The sequence below is a fragment of the Parapusillimonas granuli genome, assembly GCF_013416525.1.
GTDB classification, from domain to species: Bacteria; Pseudomonadota; Gammaproteobacteria; order Burkholderiales; family Burkholderiaceae_B; genus Parapusillimonas; species Parapusillimonas granuli.
This window is the reverse complement of the sequence record NZ_JACCEM010000002.1, coordinates 299,477-323,203: the sequence shown is the minus strand read 5'-3', so window position 1 is coordinate 323,203 and position 23,727 is coordinate 299,477. Positions and strand designations below refer to the sequence as shown.

General features: G+C 65.9%; 25 protein-coding genes and 1 tRNA gene. 21 read left to right on the top strand and 5 right to left on the bottom strand.

All coding sequences use genetic code 11. The features are described from left to right. The first annotated feature begins 3 nt into the window (after positions 1-3). From H0A72_RS04250 to H0A72_RS04205, 10 genes are all read left to right on the top strand, one after another. Positions 4-645 (top strand): DNA-3-methyladenine glycosylase 2 family protein, encoded by a 642-nt coding sequence (locus H0A72_RS04250; RefSeq protein WP_180153810.1) that lies wholly within the window; start codon positions 4-6, stop codon positions 643-645. Positions 646-680: 35 nt separating this feature from the next. Further along, on the top strand, positions 681-1,643 hold the full coding sequence (locus tag H0A72_RS04245; protein WP_180153809.1) for an acetyl-CoA carboxylase carboxyltransferase subunit alpha: 963 nt from the start codon (positions 681-683) through the stop codon (positions 1,641-1,643). A 10-nt stretch (positions 1,644-1,653) separates the two neighbouring features. Further along, positions 1,654-2,742, top strand: coding sequence for a tRNA lysidine(34) synthetase TilS (tilS, locus tag H0A72_RS04240; RefSeq protein WP_180153808.1), 1,089 nt, complete (start codon positions 1,654-1,656; stop codon positions 2,740-2,742). Between the two features lie 120 nt (positions 2,743-2,862). After that, positions 2,863-4,128: an aspartate kinase gene (locus tag H0A72_RS04235; protein ID WP_180154037.1), complete on the top strand. Its 1,266-nt coding sequence runs from the start codon at positions 2,863-2,865 to the stop codon at positions 4,126-4,128. A gap of 109 nt (positions 4,129-4,237) precedes the next feature. Beyond that, positions 4,238-4,330 (top strand) — tRNA-Ser (locus H0A72_RS04230). A gap of 433 nt (positions 4,331-4,763) precedes the next feature. Continuing rightward, positions 4,764-5,090, top strand: coding sequence for an ArsR/SmtB family transcription factor (locus H0A72_RS04225; protein WP_180154036.1), 327 nt, complete (start codon positions 4,764-4,766; stop codon positions 5,088-5,090). Between the two features lie 33 nt (positions 5,091-5,123). Next, the gene (locus H0A72_RS04220; RefSeq protein ID WP_180154035.1) at positions 5,124-6,428 is read left to right on the top strand and encodes an FAD-dependent oxidoreductase; all 1,305 of its coding nucleotides are present in this window, start codon (positions 5,124-5,126) and stop codon (positions 6,426-6,428) included. A gap of 12 nt (positions 6,429-6,440) precedes the next feature. Further along, the gene (locus H0A72_RS04215) at positions 6,441-6,827 is read left to right on the top strand and encodes a DUF5368 domain-containing protein (protein WP_180153807.1); all 387 of its coding nucleotides are present in this window, start codon (positions 6,441-6,443) and stop codon (positions 6,825-6,827) included. Then, positions 6,827-7,192, top strand: coding sequence for a carboxymuconolactone decarboxylase family protein (locus tag H0A72_RS04210; RefSeq protein WP_180153806.1), 366 nt, complete (start codon positions 6,827-6,829; stop codon positions 7,190-7,192). Before H0A72_RS04215 ends, H0A72_RS04210 begins: the two co-directional genes overlap by 1 nt. A gap of 92 nt (positions 7,193-7,284) precedes the next feature. Then, entirely contained in the window at positions 7,285-8,670 is a 1,386-nt protein-coding gene (locus tag H0A72_RS04205; protein WP_180153805.1) for a dihydrolipoyl dehydrogenase, read from the top strand. Here the strand turns inward: H0A72_RS04205 and H0A72_RS04200 are convergent. Both H0A72_RS04200 and H0A72_RS04195 read right to left on the bottom strand, forming a co-directional pair. Then, positions 8,633-8,800 carry a PIN domain-containing protein gene (locus H0A72_RS04200; protein ID WP_180153804.1) on the bottom strand — a complete coding sequence of 56 codons (168 nt, stop codon included), beginning with the start codon at positions 8,798-8,800 and terminating at the stop codon, positions 8,633-8,635. The two genes, H0A72_RS04205 and H0A72_RS04200, sit on opposite strands and share 38 nt — an antisense overlap. 107 nt (positions 8,801-8,907) lie before the next feature. Next, on the bottom strand, positions 8,908-9,780 hold the full coding sequence (locus H0A72_RS04195) for a helix-turn-helix domain-containing protein (RefSeq protein ID WP_180153803.1): 873 nt from the start codon (positions 9,778-9,780) through the stop codon (positions 8,908-8,910). Positions 9,781-9,958: 178 nt separating this feature from the next. Here H0A72_RS04195 and H0A72_RS04190 point away from each other — a divergent pair, with 178 nt between their 5' ends. The 5 genes from H0A72_RS04190 to H0A72_RS04170 all read left to right on the top strand — a co-directional run bounded on the left by H0A72_RS04190 (position 9,959) and on the right by H0A72_RS04170 (position 15,450). Continuing rightward, a complete protein-coding gene (locus tag H0A72_RS04190; protein WP_180153802.1) occupies positions 9,959-10,915 on the top strand; it encodes a Bug family tripartite tricarboxylate transporter substrate binding protein in 957 nt (318 codons plus the stop codon). A gap of 162 nt (positions 10,916-11,077) precedes the next feature. Further along, positions 11,078-11,953, top strand: coding sequence for an amidohydrolase family protein (locus tag H0A72_RS04185; protein WP_180153801.1), 876 nt, complete (start codon positions 11,078-11,080; stop codon positions 11,951-11,953). Continuing rightward, positions 11,950-13,419 (top strand): class I adenylate-forming enzyme family protein, encoded by a 1,470-nt coding sequence (locus H0A72_RS04180; RefSeq protein WP_180153800.1) that lies wholly within the window; start codon positions 11,950-11,952, stop codon positions 13,417-13,419. The genes H0A72_RS04185 and H0A72_RS04180 overlap by 4 nt, the downstream gene beginning before the upstream one ends. A gap of 19 nt (positions 13,420-13,438) precedes the next feature. Next, a complete protein-coding gene (locus H0A72_RS04175; RefSeq protein WP_180153799.1) occupies positions 13,439-14,584 on the top strand; it encodes an acyl-CoA dehydrogenase family protein in 1,146 nt (381 codons plus the stop codon). Next, the gene (locus H0A72_RS04170) at positions 14,584-15,450 is read left to right on the top strand and encodes an alpha/beta fold hydrolase (RefSeq protein WP_180153798.1); all 867 of its coding nucleotides are present in this window, start codon (positions 14,584-14,586) and stop codon (positions 15,448-15,450) included. The genes H0A72_RS04175 and H0A72_RS04170 overlap by 1 nt, the downstream gene beginning before the upstream one ends. A 58-nt stretch (positions 15,451-15,508) precedes the next feature. On the opposite strand, the gene H0A72_RS04165 is transcribed toward H0A72_RS04170, so the two are convergent. Both H0A72_RS04165 and H0A72_RS04160 read right to left on the bottom strand, forming a co-directional pair. Next, positions 15,509-15,697, bottom strand: coding sequence for an addiction module antidote protein (locus H0A72_RS04165; protein WP_180154034.1), 189 nt, complete (start codon positions 15,695-15,697; stop codon positions 15,509-15,511). 21 nt (positions 15,698-15,718) lie between these two features. Beyond that, complete coding sequence (locus tag H0A72_RS04160; protein WP_425502471.1) at positions 15,719-15,865, bottom strand: type II toxin-antitoxin system RelE/ParE family toxin; 147 nt, start codon at positions 15,863-15,865, stop codon at positions 15,719-15,721. Between the two features lie 185 nt (positions 15,866-16,050). Here H0A72_RS04160 and H0A72_RS04155 point away from each other — a divergent pair, with 185 nt between their 5' ends. The 6 genes from H0A72_RS04155 to H0A72_RS04130 are packed head-to-tail and all read left to right on the top strand — an operon-like array spanning position 16,051 to position 22,246. Continuing rightward, on the top strand, positions 16,051-16,785 hold the full coding sequence (locus tag H0A72_RS04155) for an SDR family oxidoreductase (RefSeq protein ID WP_180153797.1): 735 nt from the start codon (positions 16,051-16,053) through the stop codon (positions 16,783-16,785). Continuing rightward, the gene (locus H0A72_RS04150) at positions 16,776-17,363 is read left to right on the top strand and encodes a D-glycero-alpha-D-manno-heptose-1,7-bisphosphate 7-phosphatase (RefSeq protein WP_180153796.1); all 588 of its coding nucleotides are present in this window, start codon (positions 16,776-16,778) and stop codon (positions 17,361-17,363) included. The genes H0A72_RS04155 and H0A72_RS04150 overlap by 10 nt, the downstream gene beginning before the upstream one ends. Further along, the gene (locus H0A72_RS04145) at positions 17,360-18,487 is read left to right on the top strand and encodes a glycosyltransferase family 9 protein (protein WP_180153795.1); all 1,128 of its coding nucleotides are present in this window, start codon (positions 17,360-17,362) and stop codon (positions 18,485-18,487) included. The genes H0A72_RS04150 and H0A72_RS04145 overlap by 4 nt, the downstream gene beginning before the upstream one ends. Continuing rightward, on the top strand, positions 18,481-20,211 hold the full coding sequence (locus tag H0A72_RS04140) for a carbamoyltransferase family protein (protein WP_180153794.1): 1,731 nt from the start codon (positions 18,481-18,483) through the stop codon (positions 20,209-20,211). Before H0A72_RS04145 ends, H0A72_RS04140 begins: the two co-directional genes overlap by 7 nt. Then, positions 20,208-21,287, top strand: a complete 1,080-nt coding sequence (locus tag H0A72_RS04135; RefSeq protein WP_246436768.1) for a glycosyltransferase family 9 protein — start codon at positions 20,208-20,210, stop codon at positions 21,285-21,287. The genes H0A72_RS04140 and H0A72_RS04135 overlap by 4 nt, the downstream gene beginning before the upstream one ends. After that, the gene (locus tag H0A72_RS04130; protein WP_180153793.1) at positions 21,284-22,246 is read left to right on the top strand and encodes a glycosyltransferase; all 963 of its coding nucleotides are present in this window, start codon (positions 21,284-21,286) and stop codon (positions 22,244-22,246) included. Before H0A72_RS04135 ends, H0A72_RS04130 begins: the two co-directional genes overlap by 4 nt. Positions 22,247-22,291: 45 nt before the next feature. Here the strand turns inward: H0A72_RS04130 and H0A72_RS04125 are convergent, their stop codons facing one another. Further along, positions 22,292-23,689: a UDP-glucose dehydrogenase family protein gene (locus H0A72_RS04125; RefSeq protein ID WP_180153792.1), complete on the bottom strand. Its 1,398-nt coding sequence runs from the start codon at positions 23,687-23,689 to the stop codon at positions 22,292-22,294. Positions 23,690-23,727 lie beyond the last annotated feature (38 nt).

Sequence of the window (23,727 nt, the reverse complement as noted above, 5' to 3'; positions counted from 1 at the left end):
ACAGTGAGTTCAGCGACGGTACACGACAAACCCGCGTTCTGGGATGAAGCCTCGGCCGAATTGATGGGCCGCGACCGCATCCTGCGCAAGGTGATTCCTCAGCATCAGTCCGAATGGCTGGGGCCTTCCACCACGCCTTTCATCACCCTGGCCCGGGCCCTGGTCGGCCACCAGATCTCGGTCAAGTCGGCCGAGGCCATGTGGCAGCGCTTCACCGATGCCTGCGGGCGCAATCCCACGCCGCGCGCGGTGCTGGCCCTGGCGGAAACCGACGTCAAGCTGCTGGGGCTGTCCAAGCGCAAGGCCGATTACGTGCTCGATCTGGCCCTGCACTTCGCCGACAAGAAGGTGCGGCCCTCTCAGTGGGTGTCCATGGACGACGAAGCCGTGATCGCCGATCTGTGCGCCATTCGCGGCATCGGCCGCTGGACGGCGGAAATGTTCCTGATCTTCAACCTGCGGCGGCCCGACGTCCTGCCCCTGGACGACGCCGGCCTGCTCAAGGCGATTTCGCTACACTACTTCAGTGGCGAGCCTGTTTCGCGGTTCGAGGCCCGGGAAGTCGCCCAGGCGTGGGCGCCGTGGCGCACCGTCGCAACCTGGTATTTGTGGCGCAGCCTGGATCCCGCCGCCGTGCAATACTGACAAAGCGAATGCTCTACTCTGGAAAACAAGCTCTTATGCGTAATACCTTCCTGGAATTCGAACAACCCCTGGCCGAACTCGAAAACAAGATCGAGGAACTGCGCTTCGTGCAAACCGATTCCGCGGTGGACATCTCCGAAGAGGTCGGGAGCTTGCAGCAAAAGAACCAGGCCCTGGCCAAAAGCATCTACGCCAAGCTGACGCCCTGGCAGACCGCCCTGGTGGCGCGCCACCCGCAGCGGCCCTACACGCTGGACTACGTCCGCGAAATCTTCACCGATTTCCACGAACTGCACGGCGACCGCATGTATGCCGACGACCAGTCCATCGTAGGCGGCCTGGCGCGCTTCGACGGCACGCCCTGCATGGTCATCGGCCACCAGAAGGGGCGCGACACCAAAGAGCGCGCGATGCGCAATTTCGGCATGCCGCGCCCGGAAGGCTACCGCAAGGCGCTGCGCCTGATGCGCCTGGCCGAGAAATTCCAGCTGCCGGTGTTCACCTTCGTGGACACGCCGGGAGCGTATCCGGGCGTCGGCGCGGAAGAGCGCGGGCAGTCCGAGGCCATCGGCCACAACCTGTACGCCATGGCCGAATTGCGCGTGCCCATCATTGCCACCATCATCGGGGAGGGCGGCTCGGGCGGGGCGCTGGCCATCGCCGTGGGCGACGTGGTCATGATGCTGCAGTACGCCACTTACGCGGTGATCTCGCCCGAAGGCTGCGCCTCCATCCTGTGGCGCAGCGTCGACAAGGCCTCCATCGCCGCCGAGGCGCTGGGCATCACCGCGCCGCGCCTCAAGGAGCTCGGCCTGATCGACCGCATCGTCAACGAACCCGTGGGCGGCGCCCACCGGGATCCGGTCTTGATGGCGCGGCAGCTCAAGCGCGCGCTGGCCGATTCCCTGCGCCAGGTCGCCGGCATGGCGCCGGACGAACTCATCGAACAGCGGCTGCAGCGCCTGATGTCCTACGGCCGCTTCCAAGACGCGCGCTGACGCGCCCGGGATGCTCGCCCAGGCGTTCTGGACTGACTTCGGCTCGCCCGTCCTGTCGCGGGCCATCGGCCTTGCGCTGTCCGGGCTGCCCGATCCGCCGCGGCGGATCGCGGTGGGCCTGAGCGGCGGCGCCGATTCCGCCATGCTGGCGGTGCACGCGGCCCTCCACGCCCGCCGCCATCGGCTGGAACTGCATTTCTTTCACGTGCATCACGGCTTGCAGGCGCCCGCGGACGACTGGCAGGCGCGGGTGCATGACCTGGCCCTGATGCTCCGGGTGCCCTGCCACGGATACCGCGCGCAGGTGGCGCTGGGGCGCGGCGACGGCATGGAGTCGGCCGCCCGCGACGCGCGCTACCGGGCCTTCGTGGAATTGGCCCGCCTGGCCGGGCTCCGGCACATCCTGCTGGCCCACCATGGCGACGACCAGGCCGAAACCGTGCTGCTGCGGCTGCTGCGCGGCGCCGGCCCCGCCGGCATGGCGGCCATGGCCGCCGCGAACGAACGCGACGGCCTGTGCTATGTGCGGCCATGGCTGCAGCAGGATCGCGCCGCCATCCTGGAGCAGGCCGCGCTGTTCACCCAGGCCAGCGGCTGGGCGCCGGTCGTCGACCCCACCAACGCCGACGACCAGTACACGCGCGCGGCCCTGCGCGAACGCCTGGTGCCGGAACTGAATGCGCGCTGGCCGGGCTGGAAGGGCAACCTGCTGCGGCATGCGCGCCAGAGCGCCGAGGCCAGGCAGATCCTGTCCGACGTGGCGGCGCAGGACTTCGCCGGCCTGGAGCCTTCCGCCGACCGGCTCAGCTTTTCCCTGTCCGCCTGGCGCGCGCTGTCGCCGCCGCGCCAGGCCTTGGTGCTGAGGCACTGGCTGGCGCTGCTGGGCAAACGCATGCCCACCGACGCCCGATTGCAGGAGCTCATGCGCCAGCTGCGCGGGCTGCACGCCCTGGGGCACGACCGGCGCATGCGCCTCAGGCACGGCGATGCCTGGATATGCTGCCTGCGGGGCCGGGTCTGTCTCGAACCGGCCGGCGCGCCCGCGCCGCCCGCCGCGGGCGCGTTGGCGCCGCCTGGCGGCTTTTGTGAAAAACGGTAAAATAGACCGCTTTGCCTTGGCGGACTGGGTATTGCTGCCCGGCGAATGCGAATCGGTCCTGAAAGCGACATAATCCGGCGCGCGGGAGTAGCGGCGCGCCTTTTTGACACAGAGTAAATGATGTCCCTGATTGTTCACAAATACGGCGGTACGTCCATGGGCTCGGTAGAGCGCATCCAGAACGTGGCGCGGCGCGTGGCCAAATGGCATGCAGCCGGCCATCAGGTGGTCGTGGTCCCTTCGGCCATGTCGGGCGAAACCAACCGGCTGCTGGGCCTGGCCAAGGAAATCACGCCGCAGCCCGACACCCGCGAACTCGACATGCTGGCCGCGACGGGCGAACAGGCCAGCAGCGCATTGCTGGCCATGGCCCTGATGTCGCAAGGCGTCGCCGCGCGCAGCTATGCGGGCTGGCAAGTGCCCGTGCGCACCGACTCGTCCTTCACCAAAGCGCGCATCCGGTCCATAGACGAAACCCGCGTGAAGGCCGACCTCGACGCCGGCCGCGTGGTCATCGTCACGGGCTTCCAGGGCGTGGACGAAGACGGGAACATCACCACCTTGGGGCGCGGCGGCTCGGACACCTCGGCGGTCGCCATCGCCGCGGCGCTGAAGGCCGACGAATGCCTGATCTACACCGACGTCGACGGCGTCTACACCACCGACCCGCGCGTCGTGCCCGAAGCGCGGCGCATGACCGTCGTGTCGTTCGAGGAAATGCTGGAAATGGCCTCCCTGGGGTCCAAGGTGCTGCAGATCCGCTCGGTCGAGTTCGCCGGAAAATACCATGTCCCCGTGCGCGTGCTGTCGTCGCTCACCGACCCCCTGATTCCGCTCGAAGAAGAAATGGTTTCGGGCACCCTAATTACTTTCGAGGAAGATCAAAAAATGGAATCCGCCGTTGTTTCGGGCATTGCCTTCAGCCGTGACGAGGCCAAGTTCACCCTGCTTTCCGTGCCCGACACCCCGGGCGTGGCCTATTCCATACTCGGCCCGGTCGCCGCCGCCAACATAGACGTCGACATGATCCTGCAGAACCAGTCGGTCAAGGGCACGACGGACTTCTCCTTCACCGTCAACCGGAACGATTTCCTGCGCACGCAGGACCTGCTCAAGAACCAGATCGGCCCGGCCGTGGGCGCCACGGAAATCATTTCCGACGACAAGGTGTGCAAGGTGTCCATCGTCGGCATCGGCATGCGCAGCCACGTCGGGGTCGCCAGCCTGATGTTCCGCACGCTGGCGGAAGAGGGCATCAACATCCAGATGATCAGCACCAGCGAAATCAAGACGTCCGTCATCATCAACGACAAGTACATGGAACTGGCGGTACGCGCCCTGCACAAGGCGTTCGAGCTGGACCAGGACAAGACCCAGCAGGCCTGAACACGCTGACGGGGCGGGCGCCGATCCTGGTATGATCGACGTTTTCGCCCATGGCGAGCCCGCCGCCAGCACAAGCAAAATTATCATGCTAGAATGGCGGCCTGTTTTCGGAGACGTGGCCGAGAGGTTGAAGGTACTCCCCTGCTAAGGGAGCATACGGCTTATACCCGTATCGAGGGTTCGAATCCCTCCGTCTCCGCCAGATACTGGCATCGTTATCTGATCATAACGAACACAACCCGCCAAAAATCATGTAAAAACATGGCTTTGGCGGGTTTTTCTATGTAGGTATTTTTGTAGGTACCCGCGCAACGCGGGATTCACGATGCCTACAAATACCCGGATCTTCCCCGCTATCGGGGAACCAGCGCATTCAGGCGCTTCGGCGCTTCCCCACGATCGAAATTCCCTGGCGCTTCCATCGCCGCATGTTCCCAGGCTCTTCCATCGCCGCATGGCTGGGCGCTCTGCGCCTGGTGCCTTGCCGCAACCCATACGAGCAGGCCTTGAAAGCCGGCATGGGCGGCACGCGGACGGCCGATTCAGAAACCATTGGATTCCAGGGATGTCTCCATATAACAATTTATTTATTTATATATTATAATTTCTTCATGCATATGACAGAGAGAACCACGATGTCATCGTTCAACAAGGGCGATTTGCAAGCACCCGAGCAATTGCGCGAACGCGCTGGCGAAGCATGTGCATTGCTCAAGGCTCTTGCCAACGAAGACCGCTTGATGCTTCTGTGCCAGATCGCGACCGCTCGCCATAACGTGGGCGAACTGGAAGCGGTCACCGGCATCCGCCAACCCACCTTGTCGCAGCAACTGGCTGTGCTGCGAACGGAGGGGCTGGTCGAAACCGAAAAGGAGGGCAAGTTCGTCTACTACCGGCTGGCCAACGACAACGTCGTGCGCATCATGCGCATGCTCTGGGAAATCTACTGCGCCCCGAAATGAACGGATACGAGACCATGAAACACCACAAGAACCATACCGAAGGAGACGGCCCGATGGGTCAACAATTCAACCGGCGCCGCGGGCATCGCGCTTGCGCCAGGCGTTGCCAATGCTGCGAACAAGGTCAAGACCACGGCCCGCATCGTCATTGCCGGCGCGGGCGCCGCCGGGCTCGCGGCGGCATCACGCCTGTCGGAAGCGCTGGACGGCGCGAAGATCACGCTGATCGACGCGCGCAAAGAGCACTTCTACCAACCAGGCTTCACGCTGGTGGGCTCGGGCATCAAGCCGGCGGGCTACGTAGTTTCCTCCACCGCTGAATACGTGCCGGCGGGCGTCGAGCTGGTGCAGGAACGGGTCGCCGAGTTCGACCCCGAAGGCAAGAAGGTCGTCACGGAAAGCGGCAAGGCTCATGCGTACGACTTTCTCGTCGTCGCCACCGGCATGAGGCTGGAGTACGGCCTGATCGAAGGCATGAGCGAGGACCTGATCGGCCGGGACGGCATCGGCAGCATCTACCACAGCCCGGCCAAAGCCGAGGCCACGTGGCAGGCCATGTCGGCCTTCGCGGACAAGGGCGGCCGGGGCGTCTTCCTGCGCCCCAACACCGAGATGAAGTGTGCGGGCGCGCCGCTGAAGTACACCTTCATCACGGACGACTACCTGAGCCGGCGCGGCCGGCGCAGCAAGGCGGAGGTCGTATACAACTCGAACAACAAGGTCCTGTTCAGCGTCCCCATCGTCTCGGAGAAGGTGCGCATGCTGTTCCAGGAGCGCGGCATCCAGGTGAACTACGAGCGCGTGCTCAAGGCCATCGACCCGGGCAAACGCATCGCCACGTTCAGCACGCCGGCGGGAACCGAGGAACAGGGCTACGACTTCATCCACGTCATTCCCCCGATGCGCGCGCCCGAGCCCATCCGCAACAGCCCGCTGCCCTGGCAATCCGGTCCCTGGGCCGCTGAAGGCTGGATGGAGGTCGACAAGGGCACGCTGCGCCACGTGCGTTACCGCAATGTCTTCGGCGTAGGCGACATCGCCGGCGTGCCCAAGGGCAAGACCGCCGCGAGCGTGAAGTGGCAGGTGCCGGTGGCGGTCGACCACATCGTCGCCGAGATCGCGGGCAAGACCTCCGATGCGCTCTACACCGGCTACACCTCGTGCCCGCTGATTACGCGGCTGGGCCGCGCCATGCTGGTGGAATTCGACTACCAGAACAACCTGGTGCCGTCCTTCCCGGGCGTCATCGCACCGCTGGAGGAGCTGTGGGTCAGCTGGGTCATGAAGACCATGGCGCTCAAGCCCACCTACATCAGCATGCTGCGCGGCCGCGCCTAAGGAGAAAATGCCATGAAAGAACTTGATCCCTTCATCCTGCTGGCGGTTTTCCAAGAGATGCTCGGCCCTTTGCTCTGGATTCTGCTGGCCGTCGCCGTCCTGGGCCTGGCCGCCTTCGCCGTGCTGCTGGTGCGCGAAAAAGGCCTCGTCTCGCGCCGCTTGGTGCGCTCCGAGGCGCTGGGCGTCATCGGCGGGGCGCTCGCCCTGGTCCTGATGGCGAAGGTGTCGTCTTCGGGCTTCACCGATGCCGCCGGGCCGGCCGACTGGTTCCTGATCGCCCTGGTGTTCGGCGCCGGCCTGGTGGGTTCGACCATACTGATCTACACCGTCGCCGGCTGGTGGGTTGCCTGCAGGCGGCCGGCCGGCGCCGCGACCGCTCACATGACTAGGAAGGCCTAATGACGACGACGTGCTACAGCGATCTGACGAAGCAGATCACCTCCAATCTCGCCCCGCTGCGAACGGGTGTTCCGCAGGTGATGAAGAGTTTTTCCGAAATGGGCAGGGCCGCGATCGCCGATGGCGCGCTGGACGCCAAGACCAAGGAACTCATTGCGTTGGCGATCGGCGTGGCGACGCGCTGCGACGGCTGCATCGGCTTTCATGCCAAGGCCCTGGTTCGTCTGGGCGCGACCGAAGCCGAAGTGCACGAGACCCTGGGGGTGGCGGTCTACATGGGAGGCGGCCCCTCGGCAATGTATGCGGCCAATGCCGTGGCCGCCTTCAACGAATTCGCCGCCAGCGCGCTGCCGGCGGGGAGCTGAGGCTGCGCCATGCGGCGCCCGGCAACTGCGGCGCCGCGATCCTCCGCGCGAGCGGCCGTCGATTCGAACGCCAATGAAAGAGAGTCCCTAGCATGTCATCACCCATCACCGTCGACGCCGCCGTCATCGGAGCAGGCACCGCGGGCCTCACGGCATTCAGCGAATTGCGCCGCCAGGGCCTGTCCGCCGTCCTGATCGATCACGGCCCCTTGGGGACCACCTGCGCTCGGGTTGGCTGCATGCCGTCCAAGGCGGCGCTGCATGCGGGCCACCAGTGGGCCAGCCTGCAAGCGATGCTGAAAGGCGCGGCCGCGCCGGCGGGCGCGGCGACGCCCGGCGACCTATGGCGCCATGCCCGCATGACGCGCGACCTGCTCGCCGGCAACACCGCCAAGCGCACCCGCGACGTCGCGGGGGACCGGCTTGTCATGGGGACGGCCCGCTTCACCGGCCCCGGGACCGTGGACGTCGACGGCAGGTCCATCCGGGCGCGGGCTTTCGTCGTCGCCACCGGCTCCCGTCCGGTGGTGCCGCAGGCTCTCGCCGCGCTCGGCGACAGGCTGCTCACTACCGATAGCCTGTTTGATCTCGATACCCTGCCCGGGAGCGTCGGCATGCTCGGCCTGGGAGCTATCGGGCTGGAGATGGGGCTGGCGCTGTCTCGCCTCGGGGTGCGCGTCGTCGCCGGCGACATGAAGTCCTTGCCCGCCGGCATCACCGACCCCCGGATCGGCGCGCGCGCCATCGAGCGCTTCGGCAACGAGATGACGATGTGGCTCGGGCGGCCCGTCGAGACGATGCCGCGCCAGCAAGCCATCGAGCTGCGCAGCGGCGGCGAGACGGCGCAGGTGGACGCCGTCCTGGCCGCGCTGGGCCGCCGCCCCAACGTCGAAGGCCTGGACCTTCAGATGGCGGGCGTGCCGCTCGACGCGCGCGGGCAACCCGTGCTGGATGCGCATGCCTTGCGAGCCGGCTCGTCCGCCGTCTTCCTCGCCGGCGATGCCAGTGCCATTCGGCCGCTGATGCACGAAGCCGTGGACGAAGGGCTGATCGCCGCGCGCGCGGCGGCGCAATTCCTTGGCGGCCGGCCCCATGGCGATCTTCCGCCGCGCCGTACGCCGCTGGCGATCGTGTTCAGCGACCCCGACATCGCGACGGTCGGCCAAGCCTACGATACGCTGGACCTCGACCGAACGGTCATCGGTTCCGCCGAGGGCGCCGCCAATGGACGCTCGCGCGTCATGGGCGCCGAAGGCAATCTCGTGCGCATCTATGCCGATCGCGGTAATGGGCGCCTGCTCGGCGCCGGCCTGCTCGCCGCGCGTGGCGAACATCTGGCCCATTTGCTCGCATGGGCCGTCCAGCGCGGCGAGACGGTCGAAAGCCTGCTCGCGATGCCGTACTACCACCCCAGCATCGAGGAAATGGTGCAAAGCGCGCTCAAGGATGCAAGCCGGCAACTGGCGGCGTCGAGATGACCGTTTTGCCGAAGAAGGCTTGAGCGCTCCCTTCCGCGGCCGCCTGCACGATCCGAACCGCCCCGGCGCGCTGGGCCTCATTGTCGCGCATCAAGAGCCGGAGCACGTTAGTGCCTATGGCGATGCTCATGCGGCGGCATCGTCGGTCGACAGGCCGATTCACGGTCAATTTGGCAGGGCTCTTGCTTCTCTCACGCGGTGTTTTGTCCTTCAGTTTCCTTCTGGATCCCGGAACTTTCAACCGTTCTCCGGCTTCAGGAGCAGCAAAGGCGCGATTTTCCGGGCCAATTCGATCATTGCCGGCGCGCATTCCTTGATCAGCATGGACGGCGGGAACGATGATTTCGCGCCGCCGCAGGTCAAGGCCAGCGTCCGATTGCCGTAGGGCGCCATGACCGGCACGCCGATCGCGTTGACGTCCCGGTGCGATTTCGCGAAATTGTGCACGTAGCCGTAACGCGCGTATTCCTCGAACGCCTCGTCGAGCTTGCCGGAGATTTCCGGCCAGCGCGCGCCATAGTGCTTGCGCAGCCCCTTGATCGCCTGCTGGCGGATGTCTTCGGGCTGTGCGGCCAGCCACGCCCACCCCATCGATGAATCGCCCAGTTCGAGCGACGAGCCTATGTGCATCTTGAGGTGCAGGATGCTGGGCGCGGCGATGCGCTGGATGATCACCATGTCATTGTTGTGCCGTTCACCGAGCGTGACCGATATGCCCAGCTGCTTGGCGAATTCCTTCATTGGCACCAGCGCCGCGGTCGGCAGGCCGCCATGGGTGATGGCGGCGTGGCCCAGCATCAGCACGCCGGCGCCGACCTGCAGGCGATCGGGGGTTCGCCCTGGAACCAGATAGCCCAGCAAGGAAAGAGTCTTGCAAAGGCGCCAGACGGTGGGCTGCGGCAACCCCGTCAGCTGCGCGATTTCAGTGGCGCCCAGATCCTGGCGTTCCGCATTGAAACAGCGAAGTATTTCAAGGCCTCGGGCCAGCGCGGTGACGAAGTGGGGATCTTTGCCGGGGGCTTCTTTGGCTTGCGGCACCGAGTCGGCCGGCTTGCCTTCCGCTTCGCTTGCTGGTTCCGCAATTTGCCGCGCTTGGTTTTTTTTGGGCACGTATTCCCCCGACAGAAAACTTGACACCCAAAAACAGGGTGTATACCATTATTCATTAAGCGAGATAGCTATTCACTATACGAATTATATACAGAAAACCCATGTTCGCGAAAGCGTTCTGTCATTCATTTCATCGATGGAGGCCGCTGTGCCATTTTTGGATTTCATTTCCCGGTTCTTGAAACGCTCCGCACTGGCCCTCAGCGTTGCCGCGTGCCTGCCCGGCGCCGCGCTGGCCGCCGATGCGTATCCGTCCCGAACGGTGACGATCATCAATCCCTGGGCTGCCGGCGGGCCTTCCGACAGTTTCATCCGTCCCATCGCGCAAGAACTCAGCACCCGGCTCGGCCAAGCGGTCGTCATTGAAAACAAGTCGGGGGCCAGCGGCACGATCGGCGCCTCTTTCGTGGCTAGGGCAAAACCCGACGGGTACACGCTCTTTTTCTCGCATCTCAATCCCATCGCCATTGCGCCGTCCCTCAATCCCAAGCCGCCGTACGACCCCGTCAAGGACTTCGAGCCGATTACATTGATTGCCTCGGGGCCCGCCGTGCTGGTCGTGCGCAGCGACTTTCCCGCAAAGAACCTGGCCGAATTCGTCGCCTATGCCAAGGCCAATCCCGGAAAGGTCTCGTATGGTTCGGTGGGGGTCGGCAGCAATACGCATTTGGCCGGTTCCATGCTTGCAAACGCGGGCAATGTGGAAATGGTCCATGTGCCGTATCGCGGTTCCGCAAACATCCAGACCGATATCCTGGGCGGGCAGCTGTCCTCGGCTTTCGTCAATCTCAGCGGCGCCATGGGCTTGATCCAGGAAGGCAAGCTGCGGCCTCTGGCCGTCAGCACGCTGCAGCGGTCCAGTGTGCTGCCGGACGTCCCCGCGGTCGCGGAAACGCTGCCCGGTTTCGAGGTCAACGGCTGGTACGGATTGATGGCGCCGGCCGGCACGCCCAAGGACATCGTCCAGAAGCTCAATCGGGAAGTCACCGCCATTCTGAAGATGCCCGAAATCGTCGCCCGCCTGCAGCAAGGCGGCATGGAGCCCGCGCCGCTTTCGCCCGAGGCCTATGCGGAAATGATCAAGACCGAAATAGCGCGCTGGGCGGAGGCGGTCAAAGCCGCAAAGATCGACTGACGCCCGGCGCAGGCACCGCGGCCGCGCTGCGGTCCGTGTCCCCGGGGCGCCGGCAAGTCCCCGGCTTGCCGGGCGTCCTTCACACCGTCTCGTCTGCCACGGGCGGATGCTCGGCTGCGAGCGGCTTTGCGCCGTTCGCTCCTCAATCTGCAAGGAAATTACATGAGTTACGACATCCAGGCCATAGATGCCGTCGTCAATATTTGGACGCCTGAAGTCAAAGCCATCCGGCCTCCTCGCGATGCCTTTTACGGCGGGAAGATGAAGGTCAGCGACGAAATACTGCAAGGCCTCACCCACGAAGACATGCTGCGCCGGATGGACGCGGCGGGCATCGAGCGTTCGTTTCTCGTCGCCGCCAAGAACGGCCCCTATCAGCATCGTGCCGCTTATCACATTCCCTATGAAATGGTGGCGGAGGCGGTCAACCGGTACCCCGACCGTTTCTCGGGCCTGGCGGGCCTGGATCCCACCGAGGGCATGGCGGGCGTGCGCATGCTGGAAAAGGGCGTCAAGGAGTACGGTTTCATCGGCGCCCATTTTTACCCGCACTGGTTCGAGCTGGCGCCCGACCATGCCAAGTGGTATCCCTTTTATGCGAAGTGCGTGGAGCTCGACGTTCCGGTGCAGCTTCAGGTCGGGCAGTCCATGCTCTATGACCCCAATTACCGCTTGCGCAGCGTCGGCCGTCCGATTGCGCTGGACGCGGTGGCATGCGATTTCCCCGAGCTCAAGCTCATCGGCATCCATGTCGGCATCCCCTGGACCGACGAGATGATCGCCATGGCCTGGAAGCATCCCAACGTCTACATCGGCACCGATGCGCACAGCCCGAAATACTGGCCCGCGTCCTTTGTGCATTACATCAACACTTTTGGGCAGGACAAGGTCATTTTCGGCACGGATTTTCCGGTGCTCGACTTTGAACGCACGCGCGAGGAAATCGAAGCGCTGGAGTTGCGCCCGGCGTCTAAGAGGAAACTTCTGCGCGACAACGTGCTGCGCATATACGGATTGGAGCAAGGCGCCCGGCAATGAGTACCAGAATCCAGAATATTGCGGATCAAATCGCACTTCACGGCCGCCAGCGGCCGACCCACATCGCCCTGATTCAGGGCGACCGGTCGCTGGACTATCGCAGCCTGGACCAGGCGGTCCAGAGCCGCGCCGCCTGGCTGCAAATGCGCGGCCTGGCGCCGGGCTCGGTCGTGGGGCTGGCGCTGAAAGACACGATCGAGCATGTCTTGATGATCTTCGCCGTGGCGCGGGCGGGTTGCATCGTGCTGCCCGTGGACTGCCGCTGGAAGACATTTGAAAAGCAGGCCGTCAGCAAACACTTCGGCGCCTCGCTCGTCATGGTGGAGCCCGGGCAGGCTTTCGAAGGGCAGGCATGCCAGGAAACCGACGGCGGCTGGCTCGATGCCGTTCGCAATGCGCGGCCCGTGGCGCCTTTTCCCGATGGCGACCGCGGCCTGGTGATGTCGTTGTCGTCGGGCACGACGGGCCGTCCCAAGGGGCCCTTGCTGTCTCACCAGCGCTTGATCAGCCGGTTTTATACGCAGTGGGCGGATCTCGGTTTCGGCAGCCGCGAGCGCTACGTGAACGCGACCCCTTTGTATTTCGGCGGCGGCCGCACCTTCACGCTGTCCATCCTGTACGCAGGGGGAACCGTCGTGCTTTGCCCGCCGCCTTATGCGCCGGAAGAGCTGGTAGGCGAAGTGGCCAGAACCCAGGGCAGCCTCTTGTTCCTGGTGCCCACTCTGTTGCGCCGCTTGCTGGACTTCGACGCTGAAACGCTGGCGCCCCTGCGCCGGCTGAGAACGCTCGTGTCGTCCGGTTCGGCTTTGGCGGCCGAGGAGCGTGTCCAGATCCGCGAAAAAATATGCCCCAATTTTTATGAGTACTACGCGTCGACGGAAGGCGGCGGCATTTCCGTGTTGACGCCCGCCGACCAGCTGCGCTACATGGATTCGGTCGGCCGGCCCGCCTTCGGGGTGGAGGTTTCGGTCGTCGACGAGCGGCATGAGCCCGTTCCCGCCGGCGCCATCGGGCGCATCCGGTATCGCAGCAATGGAATGGCCGAAGGCTTTTACGGCGACGCCGAAGCCAGCGCGGAAGTATTTCGCGACGGCTGGTTCTATCCCGGCGACCTCGGCGCGATGAACGAGGAGGGGTATCTCTTCCTCAAGGGGCGCGCCAAAGACATGATCATCCGGGGAGGGGTGAATATCTATCCCCAGGAAATCGAAGCGGTGCTGACGGGCCACCCCGCGGTCCAGGAAGCGGCGGTGGTCGGCTGGCCTTCCCGTCAGTTCAATGAAGAAATAGCGGCGTTCGTGATCCCCAAGGAACCGGTGGACCCCGGCGCGCTCATCGCGCTCTGCCGCGATGCCTTGGCGCCTTACAAGGTTCCCCGGGAAATCTTCTTTGTGCGGGAGTTCCCCCGCAACTCGATTGGCAAAGTCCTGAAAGCGGAACTTGCCGGCCAATTGACGCCGATCTAGTCATCGACCCTGAAAAACCATGATTGATTTTGAAATTCCCGAAGAAGACCGCGCGCTGCTGGACTCCATCGACCGCATGATGGCGCGCGAATTTCCCCCCGAGGCCTTGCGCGAGGCGGACGAGCGGCACGAGACACCTTGGCGCTTGCTGCCCTTCATGGGGCGGCTGGGCCTGTTCGCCATTCCGTTTCCCGAAGAATGGGGCGGGCTGGGCAAGGACTGGCGGACCGTGGCGCTGGTCAATGAGCGCCTTGCTTATCATGCGGGGATCGCCGCCACGCTTTTTGGCACGACCGTCGGCTTTGGCGGGATGTCCTTGCTCAAATACGGCACGGACGAACAGAAGCGCGATCTGCTTCCCCGCCTGATCCGGGGCGAGGTCCGTTTTGCGCTGGCGCTGACCGAGTCCCAGGCGGGAACCGACGCGGGCGCCATCATTGCCTCGGCGCGCCGGACCGGAAGCGGCTGGGTCATCAATGGCCGCAAGACCTGGATCAGCAATGCCGATGCGGCCGATTATCTGGTCGTCGCCTGCCGTACCGAGCCGGGAAGCAAAGGCGCCAAAGGCGTTTCCATGTTTCTGGTCGACCGCGGCACGCCCGGCATCAGCATGACGCAACTGGCGAAGGTGGGGCACAACTGCATGCCTTCCTGGGATATCGGCTTCGATGAGGTCGAAGTCAGCGGCAAGGCGCTGATGGGCGTGGCGGGCGAAGGCTTCAAGCATACGATGTCGACGCTGCATTACAGCCGTGCCGGCCAGGCGGCGAATGCCATCGGGCAGGCGCAGAAAGCCGTCGACCTCGTCGTGGCGTATGCAAAAGAGCGCATGCAGTTCGGCAAGCCGATCGGGTCCTTTCAAGCCATCCAGCACAAGATCGCCGACATGCAGCTGCGCGTCAATCTGGCCCGCCTGGCGCTGCGCGAGCTCTCCTGGCTGATCGCGACCGAGCGCCCGTGCCGTCTGGAGGCGGCGCAGGCTAAGCTGGCCGCAACTGAAACTTTCCAGTTCGTCACGCGCAACGGCATGCAGATCATGGCCAGTGCCGGATACTCGATGGAAAGCGATATGCAGCGCATGTGGCGTGACGCGGGCCTGTACACCTTCGGCGAAGGCAGCAGCGAATTGCAGCGGAATCTCATTGCGCGCGAGCTGGGGTTGTGATGCGGGCAATGGTTTCGTCGGGCGCGCGCATCCGCCGAGGATTCATCGATATCGCGGAAGGGCAGGTGCATTACCGCGAGGCCGGCCGGCGCATGGCCGGCACGCCGCCGCTGCTGCTGATCCATGCTTCTCCCGGTTCCTCCTTGATGCTCGAACCCTTGCTGCGGGAGTTCGGCAAGTTCCGGCATGTCATTGCCACGGACACCCTGGGCAATGGCGATTCCTCCGCTCCCGCGGGCGACGCCGTGACCCTCGCCGCATTGGCGGATGCGCATTTGCGTGCGCTCGACACGCTGGGAATCGGCCGGTTCGATTTGTACGGCACGCATACGGGGGCAAGCATCGCCAGCGAAATTGCCATCTCCCAGCCTGGGCGGGTGCGTTCTTTGGTGCTGGATGGCATTGGCTTGTATGCCCCGGAAGAGCAGGCCGAGCTGCTCGAGCACTATGTGCCGGGCATCAGCATCGACCAGAACGGCAGCCAATTGCTCCAGATCTGGTCGTTCGTGCGGGACGCGTATCTTTTTTGGCCGTGGTACCGCAAGGACAAGGCGCACCGCCGGCCCACCGGCTTGCCCGATGCCGACACCCTGCATGACAAGGTGGTCGAGGTTCTCAAGGCGGCGCGCAGTTTCCATTTGTCGTATCGGGCCGCGCTGGGCCACGACAAGCGCGCCCGGCTGCCTTTGGTGCCGGTCCCGACCCTGCTGACTTGCGCCGCCGACGACATGCTTTACGAATATCTGGACGCCGTCCATGCCTTGATGCCGCATGCGCGCTGCGCGGCGCACCACGGCACCGGCACGCCGGAGAACCTCGCCAGGACCGTCGCCCTGTTCGAACGGCATTTCAGCGAAAAGCCTTGAGCCGCAAATTTCATCATTGTTGTGAAAGCGGGTAGGGTGCCCATGCCGAAGGCTTGCTTCAGCGGGTGGAGACAGGCTTGACTGAAAGCTCGATCCCCAGAGCTTTCATCACGGCCAAGGTCGTGCGCAGTGTCGGGTTTCCGCGGACGCTGAACGAACGGTACAGCTGTTCGCGCGACAGGCCCGTTTGGCTGGAAATTTGCGCCATGCCTTTAGCGCGGGCGATGACGCCTAGCGCATGAGCGATGTAGAGCGGTGAGTTTCAGAGTCATGGCGATTCGTTCCATTCTGCGGCAAGGCGCAGCGCAGTCTTGATGTCGCGCGATTGTGAGCTTTTATCACCGCCGCACAGCAGGATGACGATCATGTTGCCGCGGCGCTGGAAATATACCCGGTAGCCGGGGCCATAATGAATCCGGAGCTCGTTGACGCCTTTGCCTATTGGTTCATTCTGATTCTCGCCGGCATGCGCGCGAGTTCAATTCGTAGTTGTGCCCGGGCACGCGGTTTGCCTGTCACTTCATGAAATGGCGGCGGCGCGTGCCGGATTCGTCCGGCTTGCCGTCCGTCGTCCGCCGATGTCATACATGTGGAGTGATAATGGACGCTTACGATTACGAGAGCCTTGCCGGGCGCGTGGTGCTGGTGACGGGAGGGGGCAGCGGGCTGGGCGCCGCCATCTGCGACACGCTGGCGCGCGACGGAGCCCATGTGGCGGTCGTCGACATCAATGAAGCCTCTTCTCACGCGGTGGCCGACGAGATCGGCCGTGGCGGCGGCAAGGCGCAAGCGTTCACCATGGATGTCGGCAACGAACAGGCCGTCATCGACAGCCTGGAAAACGTCGTTTCCCGGTTCGGCCGCCTGGACGCCATCATCAACAATGCGGGCGTCGACGTCACGATAGGCATACGCGAAATGAGGACGGAAGACTGGCACCGCGTCATGGCGACCAATCTCACCGGCCCCTTCCTACTGGCCAAGCACGGGCTGGCGCACCTGGCGCCGGGCGGGCATATCGTGAACATCGCCTCGACGGCGGCGCGCCGCGCATGGCCGAACGCCAGCGCGTATCACGCCAGCAAGTGGGGGCTGATGGGCCTGACGCACGCCTTGCACGCCGAATTGCGCGGCACGGGCGTCAAGGTGTCGGCGGTGATTGCCGGAGGCATGCGCACGCCCTTCCTGCTCGACCGGTTTCCGGACATCGACGTCGAGCTGCTGCAGGACCCCCACAATGTCGCCCGGGCCGTGAAGTTCGTGCTGACCCAGCCGCCGCAGACGGTCATACCCGAGGTCATGGTGCTGCCCATGAAGGAAACATCATGGCCTTGAGGCCGGCGGTGTTCCTGGACAAGGACGGGACCGTGCTGCAAGACATCCCCTACAACGTGGACCCCGCGCGCATGGCGTTCGCGCCGGGCGCGCGCGAAGGCGTGGCCAGGCTGGCGGTCCTGGGCCTGCCGCTGATCATCATCACCAACCAGCCCGGCATCGCGCTGGGCATGTTCGGCGCGGAGGCGCTGCGGGCGGTGCGGCGACGGCTGGCCCGGATGTTCGAGGAAGAGGGCGCGGCGCTGGCCGGCTTCCATTACTGCCCGCACCTGCCGGGCGGCGCCTTGCCGGCCTATGCCGTTTCCTGCGCCTGCCGCAAGCCGGCGCCCGGCCTGCTGCTGGCCGCGGCCGAGCGGCATCGCATCGACCTGGGCCGCTCTTGGTTCGTGGGCGACATCCTGGACGACATCGAGGCCGGCCGCCGCGCCGGCTGCCGTACCGTGCTGATCGACAACGGCAACGAGACCGAATGGAAACCGGGCGAATGGCGCGTGCCGCATCGCCGGGCGCCCGACCTGGCGGCGGCGAGCCGCATCGTGGCGGCCTCGTTCGAGCCGGCCGAAGGGGCTCGCGCATGAGTCCCTCATCGAGCTGGAGCGGGCTGCGCAAGATTCTGTGCATCCGGCTGGACAACCTGGGCGACGTCCTCATGACCACCCCGGCGATACGCGCCTTGAAGCAGGCCTGTCCCGGGCGCCGCATCGCTTTGCTGGCCTCGCCAGCCGGCGCGGCGCTGGCGCCCTTCCTGCCGGACGTGGACGAGGTCATCGCCTACGATGCGCCCTGGGTGAAGAACGAGGTGGACGACCCGGACGGCGAGGCGCGCATGCTGCGCGCATTGCGCGCGGCGGACTTCGATGCGGCGGTGATTTTCACGGTCTACAGCCAAAGCCCCTTGCCCGCCGCGCTGATGTGCCGGCTGGCCGGCATTCCGCGCGTGCTGGCGCATTGCCGGGAGAATCCCTATCGCCTGCTGTCGGACTGGCAGCCGGAGACCGAGCCTCATCAGCAGACGCGGCATGAAACGCGCCGCCAGCTCGATCTGGTCGAGCGGGTGGGGGCTGTCTGCAAGGACCCCAGGCTGGTCTTCGCGACGCGCGACGGCGACAGGCTGGGCGTGCGCGCCAAGCTGCGGGCGCATGGGCTGGCGCCGGGCGGCGCCTGGATCGTATCCCATTGCGGCGCGACGGCGCCTTCGCGCCGCTATCCGCCCGAATGCTTTGCCGAGGCCTTGAGCATGCTGGGCGGGCGCGCCGGGACCGTGGTGCTGACGGGCGGCGCATCCGAGCAGGCGCTGACGGACGGCATAAGGCGCATGTGCGCGGGCGCCGTGCCCATCATCGATCTTGCCGGGCTGCTGAGCCTGGGCGAGCTCGCCTGCCTGATCGAGGACGCGGCGCTGCTGCTGTCCAACAATTCCGGGCCGGTGCACCTGGCCGCCGCGCTGGGCACGCCCGTGGTCGACCTGTATGCATTGACCAACCCGCAGCATACGCCCTGGATGGTGCCGAGCCGGGTGCTGTTCCACGACGTGCCCTGCAAGTATTGCTATCGCAGCGTATGCCCCGAGGGGCATCACGACTGCCTGCGCAAGGTGCCGCCCGCCACGGTGTGCGCGGCGGTGCTGGAACTGCTGGCGGCAAGCGCCCCCAATGCCTCCGAGCCGCCGGGGCTGTCTGAACTGGAGAATACCGCATGCTGACTCTGGGCATCAACGCAACCTTCCACGACTGTTCCGCCGCCATCGTGCGCGACGGCGACGTACTGGCCGCCGTGGAAGAAGAGCGCTTCACGCGCATCAAGCACGGCAAGCGCCCCGTGCCGTTCTCCACCTGGCAGCTGCCCTATCATGCCATCGACTATTGCCTGTCCCAGGCGGGCTGCGGGCTGGCGGACGTCGACCGCATCGTCTATGCCTTCGATCCGGCGCTGCTCGAGGACGGCATCGCGCCCGACGGCCGCATCGAGCTGCCGCTGGAGCCCTCGGCAAACTGGAAGGGGCCGGGGTCGCCCTGGGACGGCCTGTTTCTTTCTTACATCGTGAATGCGCCGCGCCAGCTGATCGGCGGCGTGCCGCATCACCTGCAGGACCGCTTCCGCTCCGATACCTTGCAGCATGTCCTGGAGCGCTGGCGCTTCCTGGAGCATCATCTTTGCCACGAAGCCAGCGCCTTCCTGGCGGCGCCCTACGAAGAAGCCGCGGTCCTGACCATGGACGGCCGGGGCGAACGGACCACGACCAGCTATGGGCATTTCTCCGGCGGCCGCTACGAGCGCATCCGGCAAGTGCTGCTGCCGCATTCGCTCGGGCTGTTGTACGAAGACGTGACCCGGTACCTGGGCTTCCTGCATTCCTCCGACGAATACAAAGTCATGGCGCTGGCGTCCTACGGCAAGCCGGCCTACGTCGACGAGTTCCGCCGCGTCTTGCGCTACGACGGCGAAGGCGGCTACAGCGTGCATCCCTGCAACTGGGAAGAGGTCTTCGGGCCGGCGCGGCTGCGCGGCACGGAGTTCCTGCCCCGGCACATGGATATCGCGCATTCCCTGCAGAAGGTATTGGAAGAAACCGTTCTGGAGATGGCGCGCTGGCTGCATGGGCGGACGCAGGCGCGCCATCTTTGCATGGCGGGCGGAGTGGCCTTGAATTGCGTGCTGAACGCGCGCCTTGCCGACCAGGGGCCGTTCGACGGCGTCTGGGTGCAGCCCGCCGCCGGGGATGCGGGCACCGCGCTGGGCGCCGCCTTGTGGATGGACCGGCACGAGCGTGAGCCCGGAAGCCGGCGGTGGGTCATGGACCATGCTTATCTGGGGCCCGGCTATGGCGACGAGGAGATCGGCGGATTCCTGACCCGTTCCGGCGTCAAGCACCGCAAGCTCTCCAATGTGGCGGAGAGCGCGGCGGAGCTGCTCGCGGACGAGAAGGTCATCGGCTGGTTCCAGGGCCGCATGGAGTTCGGTCCCAGGGCGCTGGGCGCGCGTTCCATCCTGGCCTCGCCCCGGAACAGCGCCATGCAGGCCCGCCTGAACGAGCTCAAGGACCGGGAGGACTTCCGGCCGGTCGCGCCGGTGGTGCTCGAAGAGCGCGCGCATCTATGGTTCGACAGCCGGGGGAAGGGCCGGATCGAAGCGCCTTTCATGCTGTTCGTGTTCGACGTGCTGCCGGACAAGGCGGACCTGATACCGGCCGTGCGCCATACGGACGGCACGGCGCGCGTGCAGACCGTCAATGCGCAGCAGCACCCTTTGCTGCACGGCATGCTGACGGAGTTCGAGGCAAGAACGGGCGTGCCCGTCCTGGTGAACACGTCCTTCAACACGCGCGGCGAGCCCGTGGTGTGCAGCCCCCGGGACGCCCTGGAATCGTTCTGGACCTCGCCCCTGGACGCCTTGTTCATAGGAAGCTATCTCGTAGAAAAGACATGATGGATGCGCGCGAGACCGCTCCCCTGGACTGGGGGGCAGACATCGGCAGGGTCGCCGTGTTCCGGGCCTTGAACCTGGGAGACATGCTGTGCGCCGTCCCGGCGCTGCGCGCGCTGCGCGCCAGGCTGCCGCGAGCCCGCATCACCTTGGTGGGCCTGGACAGCGCGGCGCCGGTGCTGCGGCGTTTTCCGCAGTATCTGGACGAGCTGGCGATCTTTCCCGGCGATGCGGCGTTTCCGGAGCAGCCGGTGCGCGCCGCCGCCTTGCCCGCGTTCTACCGCGACATGCGCGCGCGGGCCTTCGACCTGGTGCTGCAGATGCATGGCAGCGGGCGGCGCTCCAACGACATCGTGCGGGCGATGGCGCCCGCGCAGTGGGCGGGCTTCGTGCCGGACGCGGAACAGGCCGTGCCGGGGCGCCTGCTGCCCTGGCCCGATCATCTGCACGAGATCCACCGCTATCTCGCCCTGCTTGGGCACATCGGCGTGGACGCGGCCGACGACAGCCTGGAGTTTCCGCTCGGCGCATCGGACGAGGCGGAGGCCGATGCCGTGGCGGTCGGCTCGGGCCTGGCCCTGGACCGGACGGTGTTCGTGCACCCCGGGGCCAGGCTGGCCTCGCGCCGCTGGCCGCTCGAGCGCTATGCCCGGGTGGCCGCGGCGCTGGCCGATGCGGGATGGCAGATCGCCATCACCGGCAGCAAGGACGAGGCGCCGTTGGCGCGCAGCCTGAAAGACGCCCTGGGCCCGCGCGGCGTGGACTTGTGCGGGCGGACTTCGCTGGGCGCCCTGGCCGCCCTGCTGCGGCGCGGGCGGCTGCTGGTGTGCAACGACACGGGCATCTCGCACGTGGCGGCCGGCGTGCATCTGCCCAGTGTCGTCATTGCCTCGGGCAGCGACGTGGCCAGGTGGGCGCCCCTGGATGCGAGCCGCCATACCGTGCTGCATACCCCCATGGCCTGCCGGCCCTGCGCTTACGATGAGTGCCCCATCGGGCATCCCTGCGCCCTGGGCGTGCAGGTCGACCGCGTGGTGGCCGAAGCGGCCAGGCGCCTGAACTCGGGAGGCCGCCCATGACCGACACCTTGCGCATCCTGACCTGGCACGTGCACGGCAACTACCTGTATTCCCTGACGCAGCTGCCGCATCGCTTCATCGTCCCGGTCATGCCCGGCAACCGGCCCGGCTACGCGGCGCTGGGCCCCAAGATACCGTGGGGGAGCAATGTGAGCATGGTGCCGGCCGAGCAATTGCGGGAACAGCAGTTCGATTGCGTCATCTACCAGTCCCGGCCGGTCTTCGAACATGACAGCCGGCAGTTGCTGAGCCCGTCCCAGCGCAAGCTGCCCAGCGTCTACATCGAGCACAATCCGCCCGAACCCCATCCCACCGACACGCGCCATGTGTTCCGGCACGACCGGGGCGTGCTGGTGCACGTCACGCACTACAACGCCTTGATGTGGGACGCCGGCGACATGCCGGTCGCGGTCATCGAGCACGGCGTGCCGGAAGCGCCGGGCGTCCATTACATCGGCGAGCTGGAGCGCGGCATCGTGGTCATCAACAATCTCGGTTCCCGCGGGCGCCGTGTCGGGGCGGACATCTATGAGTGGGCGCAGGCCCGCATGCCGCTGGACCTCATCGGCATGGGCTCCGAAACCCTGAAGGGCGGCAAGGGCGAGGTGCCCAACCTGGAGGTGCCGGCCTTCATGGCCCGCTACCGGTTTTTTTTCACGCCGATCCGATACGCCAGCCTGGGACTGTCGCTGGTGGAAGCGATGATGGCGGGCCTGCCGGTGCTGGGCATCGCCGCCACCGAGCTGCCGCACGTCATCGAGAACGGCGTCAATGGCTACGTGGACAATCGCCCCTCGGCCCTGCTGGACGTCTCGCGCCAGCTGCTGGCCGATGCGGGCCTGGCGCGCAAATGGGGCGCGGCCGCCCAGCGCACGGCCCGCGAACGCTTCGGCATCGGCCGTTTCGTGGCGGACTGGGAACGCCTGCTGGCGGATCTGACCGGCAGGCGCCCGGATTGACGAAGCGGAGTGACGAAGCAGGCCGCCTTTTGACGCTGACGGACCCTAGCCCGGCGTGCGAGGCTCGGCCTGGGGATTCGGCGCAAGCGGCGCGCGGACGGCCTTGCCCGCCTGCAGGCCTGCCGGCCGTTCTCCCAGCCGATGGCATTGCAAGCCATGGCGCCGCAGCAGGCCGGGCCGATAGATGCCGCGGGCGTCGAACACCACGCCGCCGCGCAGCCGGGCCGCCACGGCTTCGAAATCCGGCGCCTTGAATTCCTCCCATTCCGTCATCAGCACCAGCGCGTCCGCTTCCTCGCAAACGTTCAGGGCCGATTCGCCGAAGACCGTGGCGGTGTCGCCCAGCGCGGCCCGCGCGGCGTTCATCGCCACGGGATCATAGGCCGACACCGTGGCGCCGGCGCCCAGCAGCGCGTGAATGAGCGCGAGACTGGGCGCCGATCGCACGTCGTCCGTTCCCGGCTTGAAGGAAAGGCCCCATATCGCGATGCGTCTTTGGCGCAGCCCGCCGCCGAAATGGTCCCGGATGGCATCGAACAGCTTGCGTCCCTGCAGGCGGTTCACCCGCTGGACGCTGCGCAGCATGTAGGCCGGCTCGCCCGCTTCCTGGGCGCTGCGGATCAGGGCGCGCAAGTCTTTGGGCAGGCAGGAGCCGCCGTAGCCTGCCCCGGGCTGCAGATAGCCCGCGCCGATGCGCGGGTCGCTTTTCAGCACGCGGCAGACGGCCTCCATGCCGGCGCCCAGGCTGCCGGCGAGCCCGGCCAGTTCGTTGACCATCGATATCCGCGCGGCCAGCATGGCGTTGCATGCGTATTTGGCGAACTCGGCGCTGCGTCGATCCATGAACATCAGGCTTGCGCCTCGCTCGACGAAGGGCGCATACAGTTCGGCCAGCGCCTGGGCCGAGCCTTCGTCATTGGCCCCGACGACGATGCGGCTGGGATGCCGGAAGTCGCGGATGGCCCGGCCCTCGGCCAGGAATTCCGGATTGGACGCGACGCGCACCCGGGGCTGGCCGGCGGCCGCGCCGTGCTTGGCGTTCAGCAGTTTCTCGATATGGTCGCCCGTGCCGATGGGCACGGTGGATTTGACGACGATGACGCAGTCTTCGAATGCCGTGTCCGCCAGCTCATGCACGCAGTGCAGCAGGTTCTCCAGATTGGCGCTCCCGTTGGTCTGCGAAGGCGTGCCCACGGCCAGGAAGGCGACGGCGGCGTGCCGCATGGCGCGGGCGATGCTGGTTTCGAAGCTCAGCCGGCCGGCCTGCAGCTGCGCGGCGAGCAGTTCGTCCAGCCCCGGTTCATGGAACGGCAGCCGCCCCGCGCGCAAGGCCGCGACCTTGCCGGCGTCGTGATCGACGCAAACCACTTGATTGCCCGCTTCCGCGAGACAGCACCCGGTGACCAGGCCAACGTAGCCCGATCCAATGACGACGACCTTCATACGGAACCCTTTGAAAGAGGACGCTTCCACAGGCGATG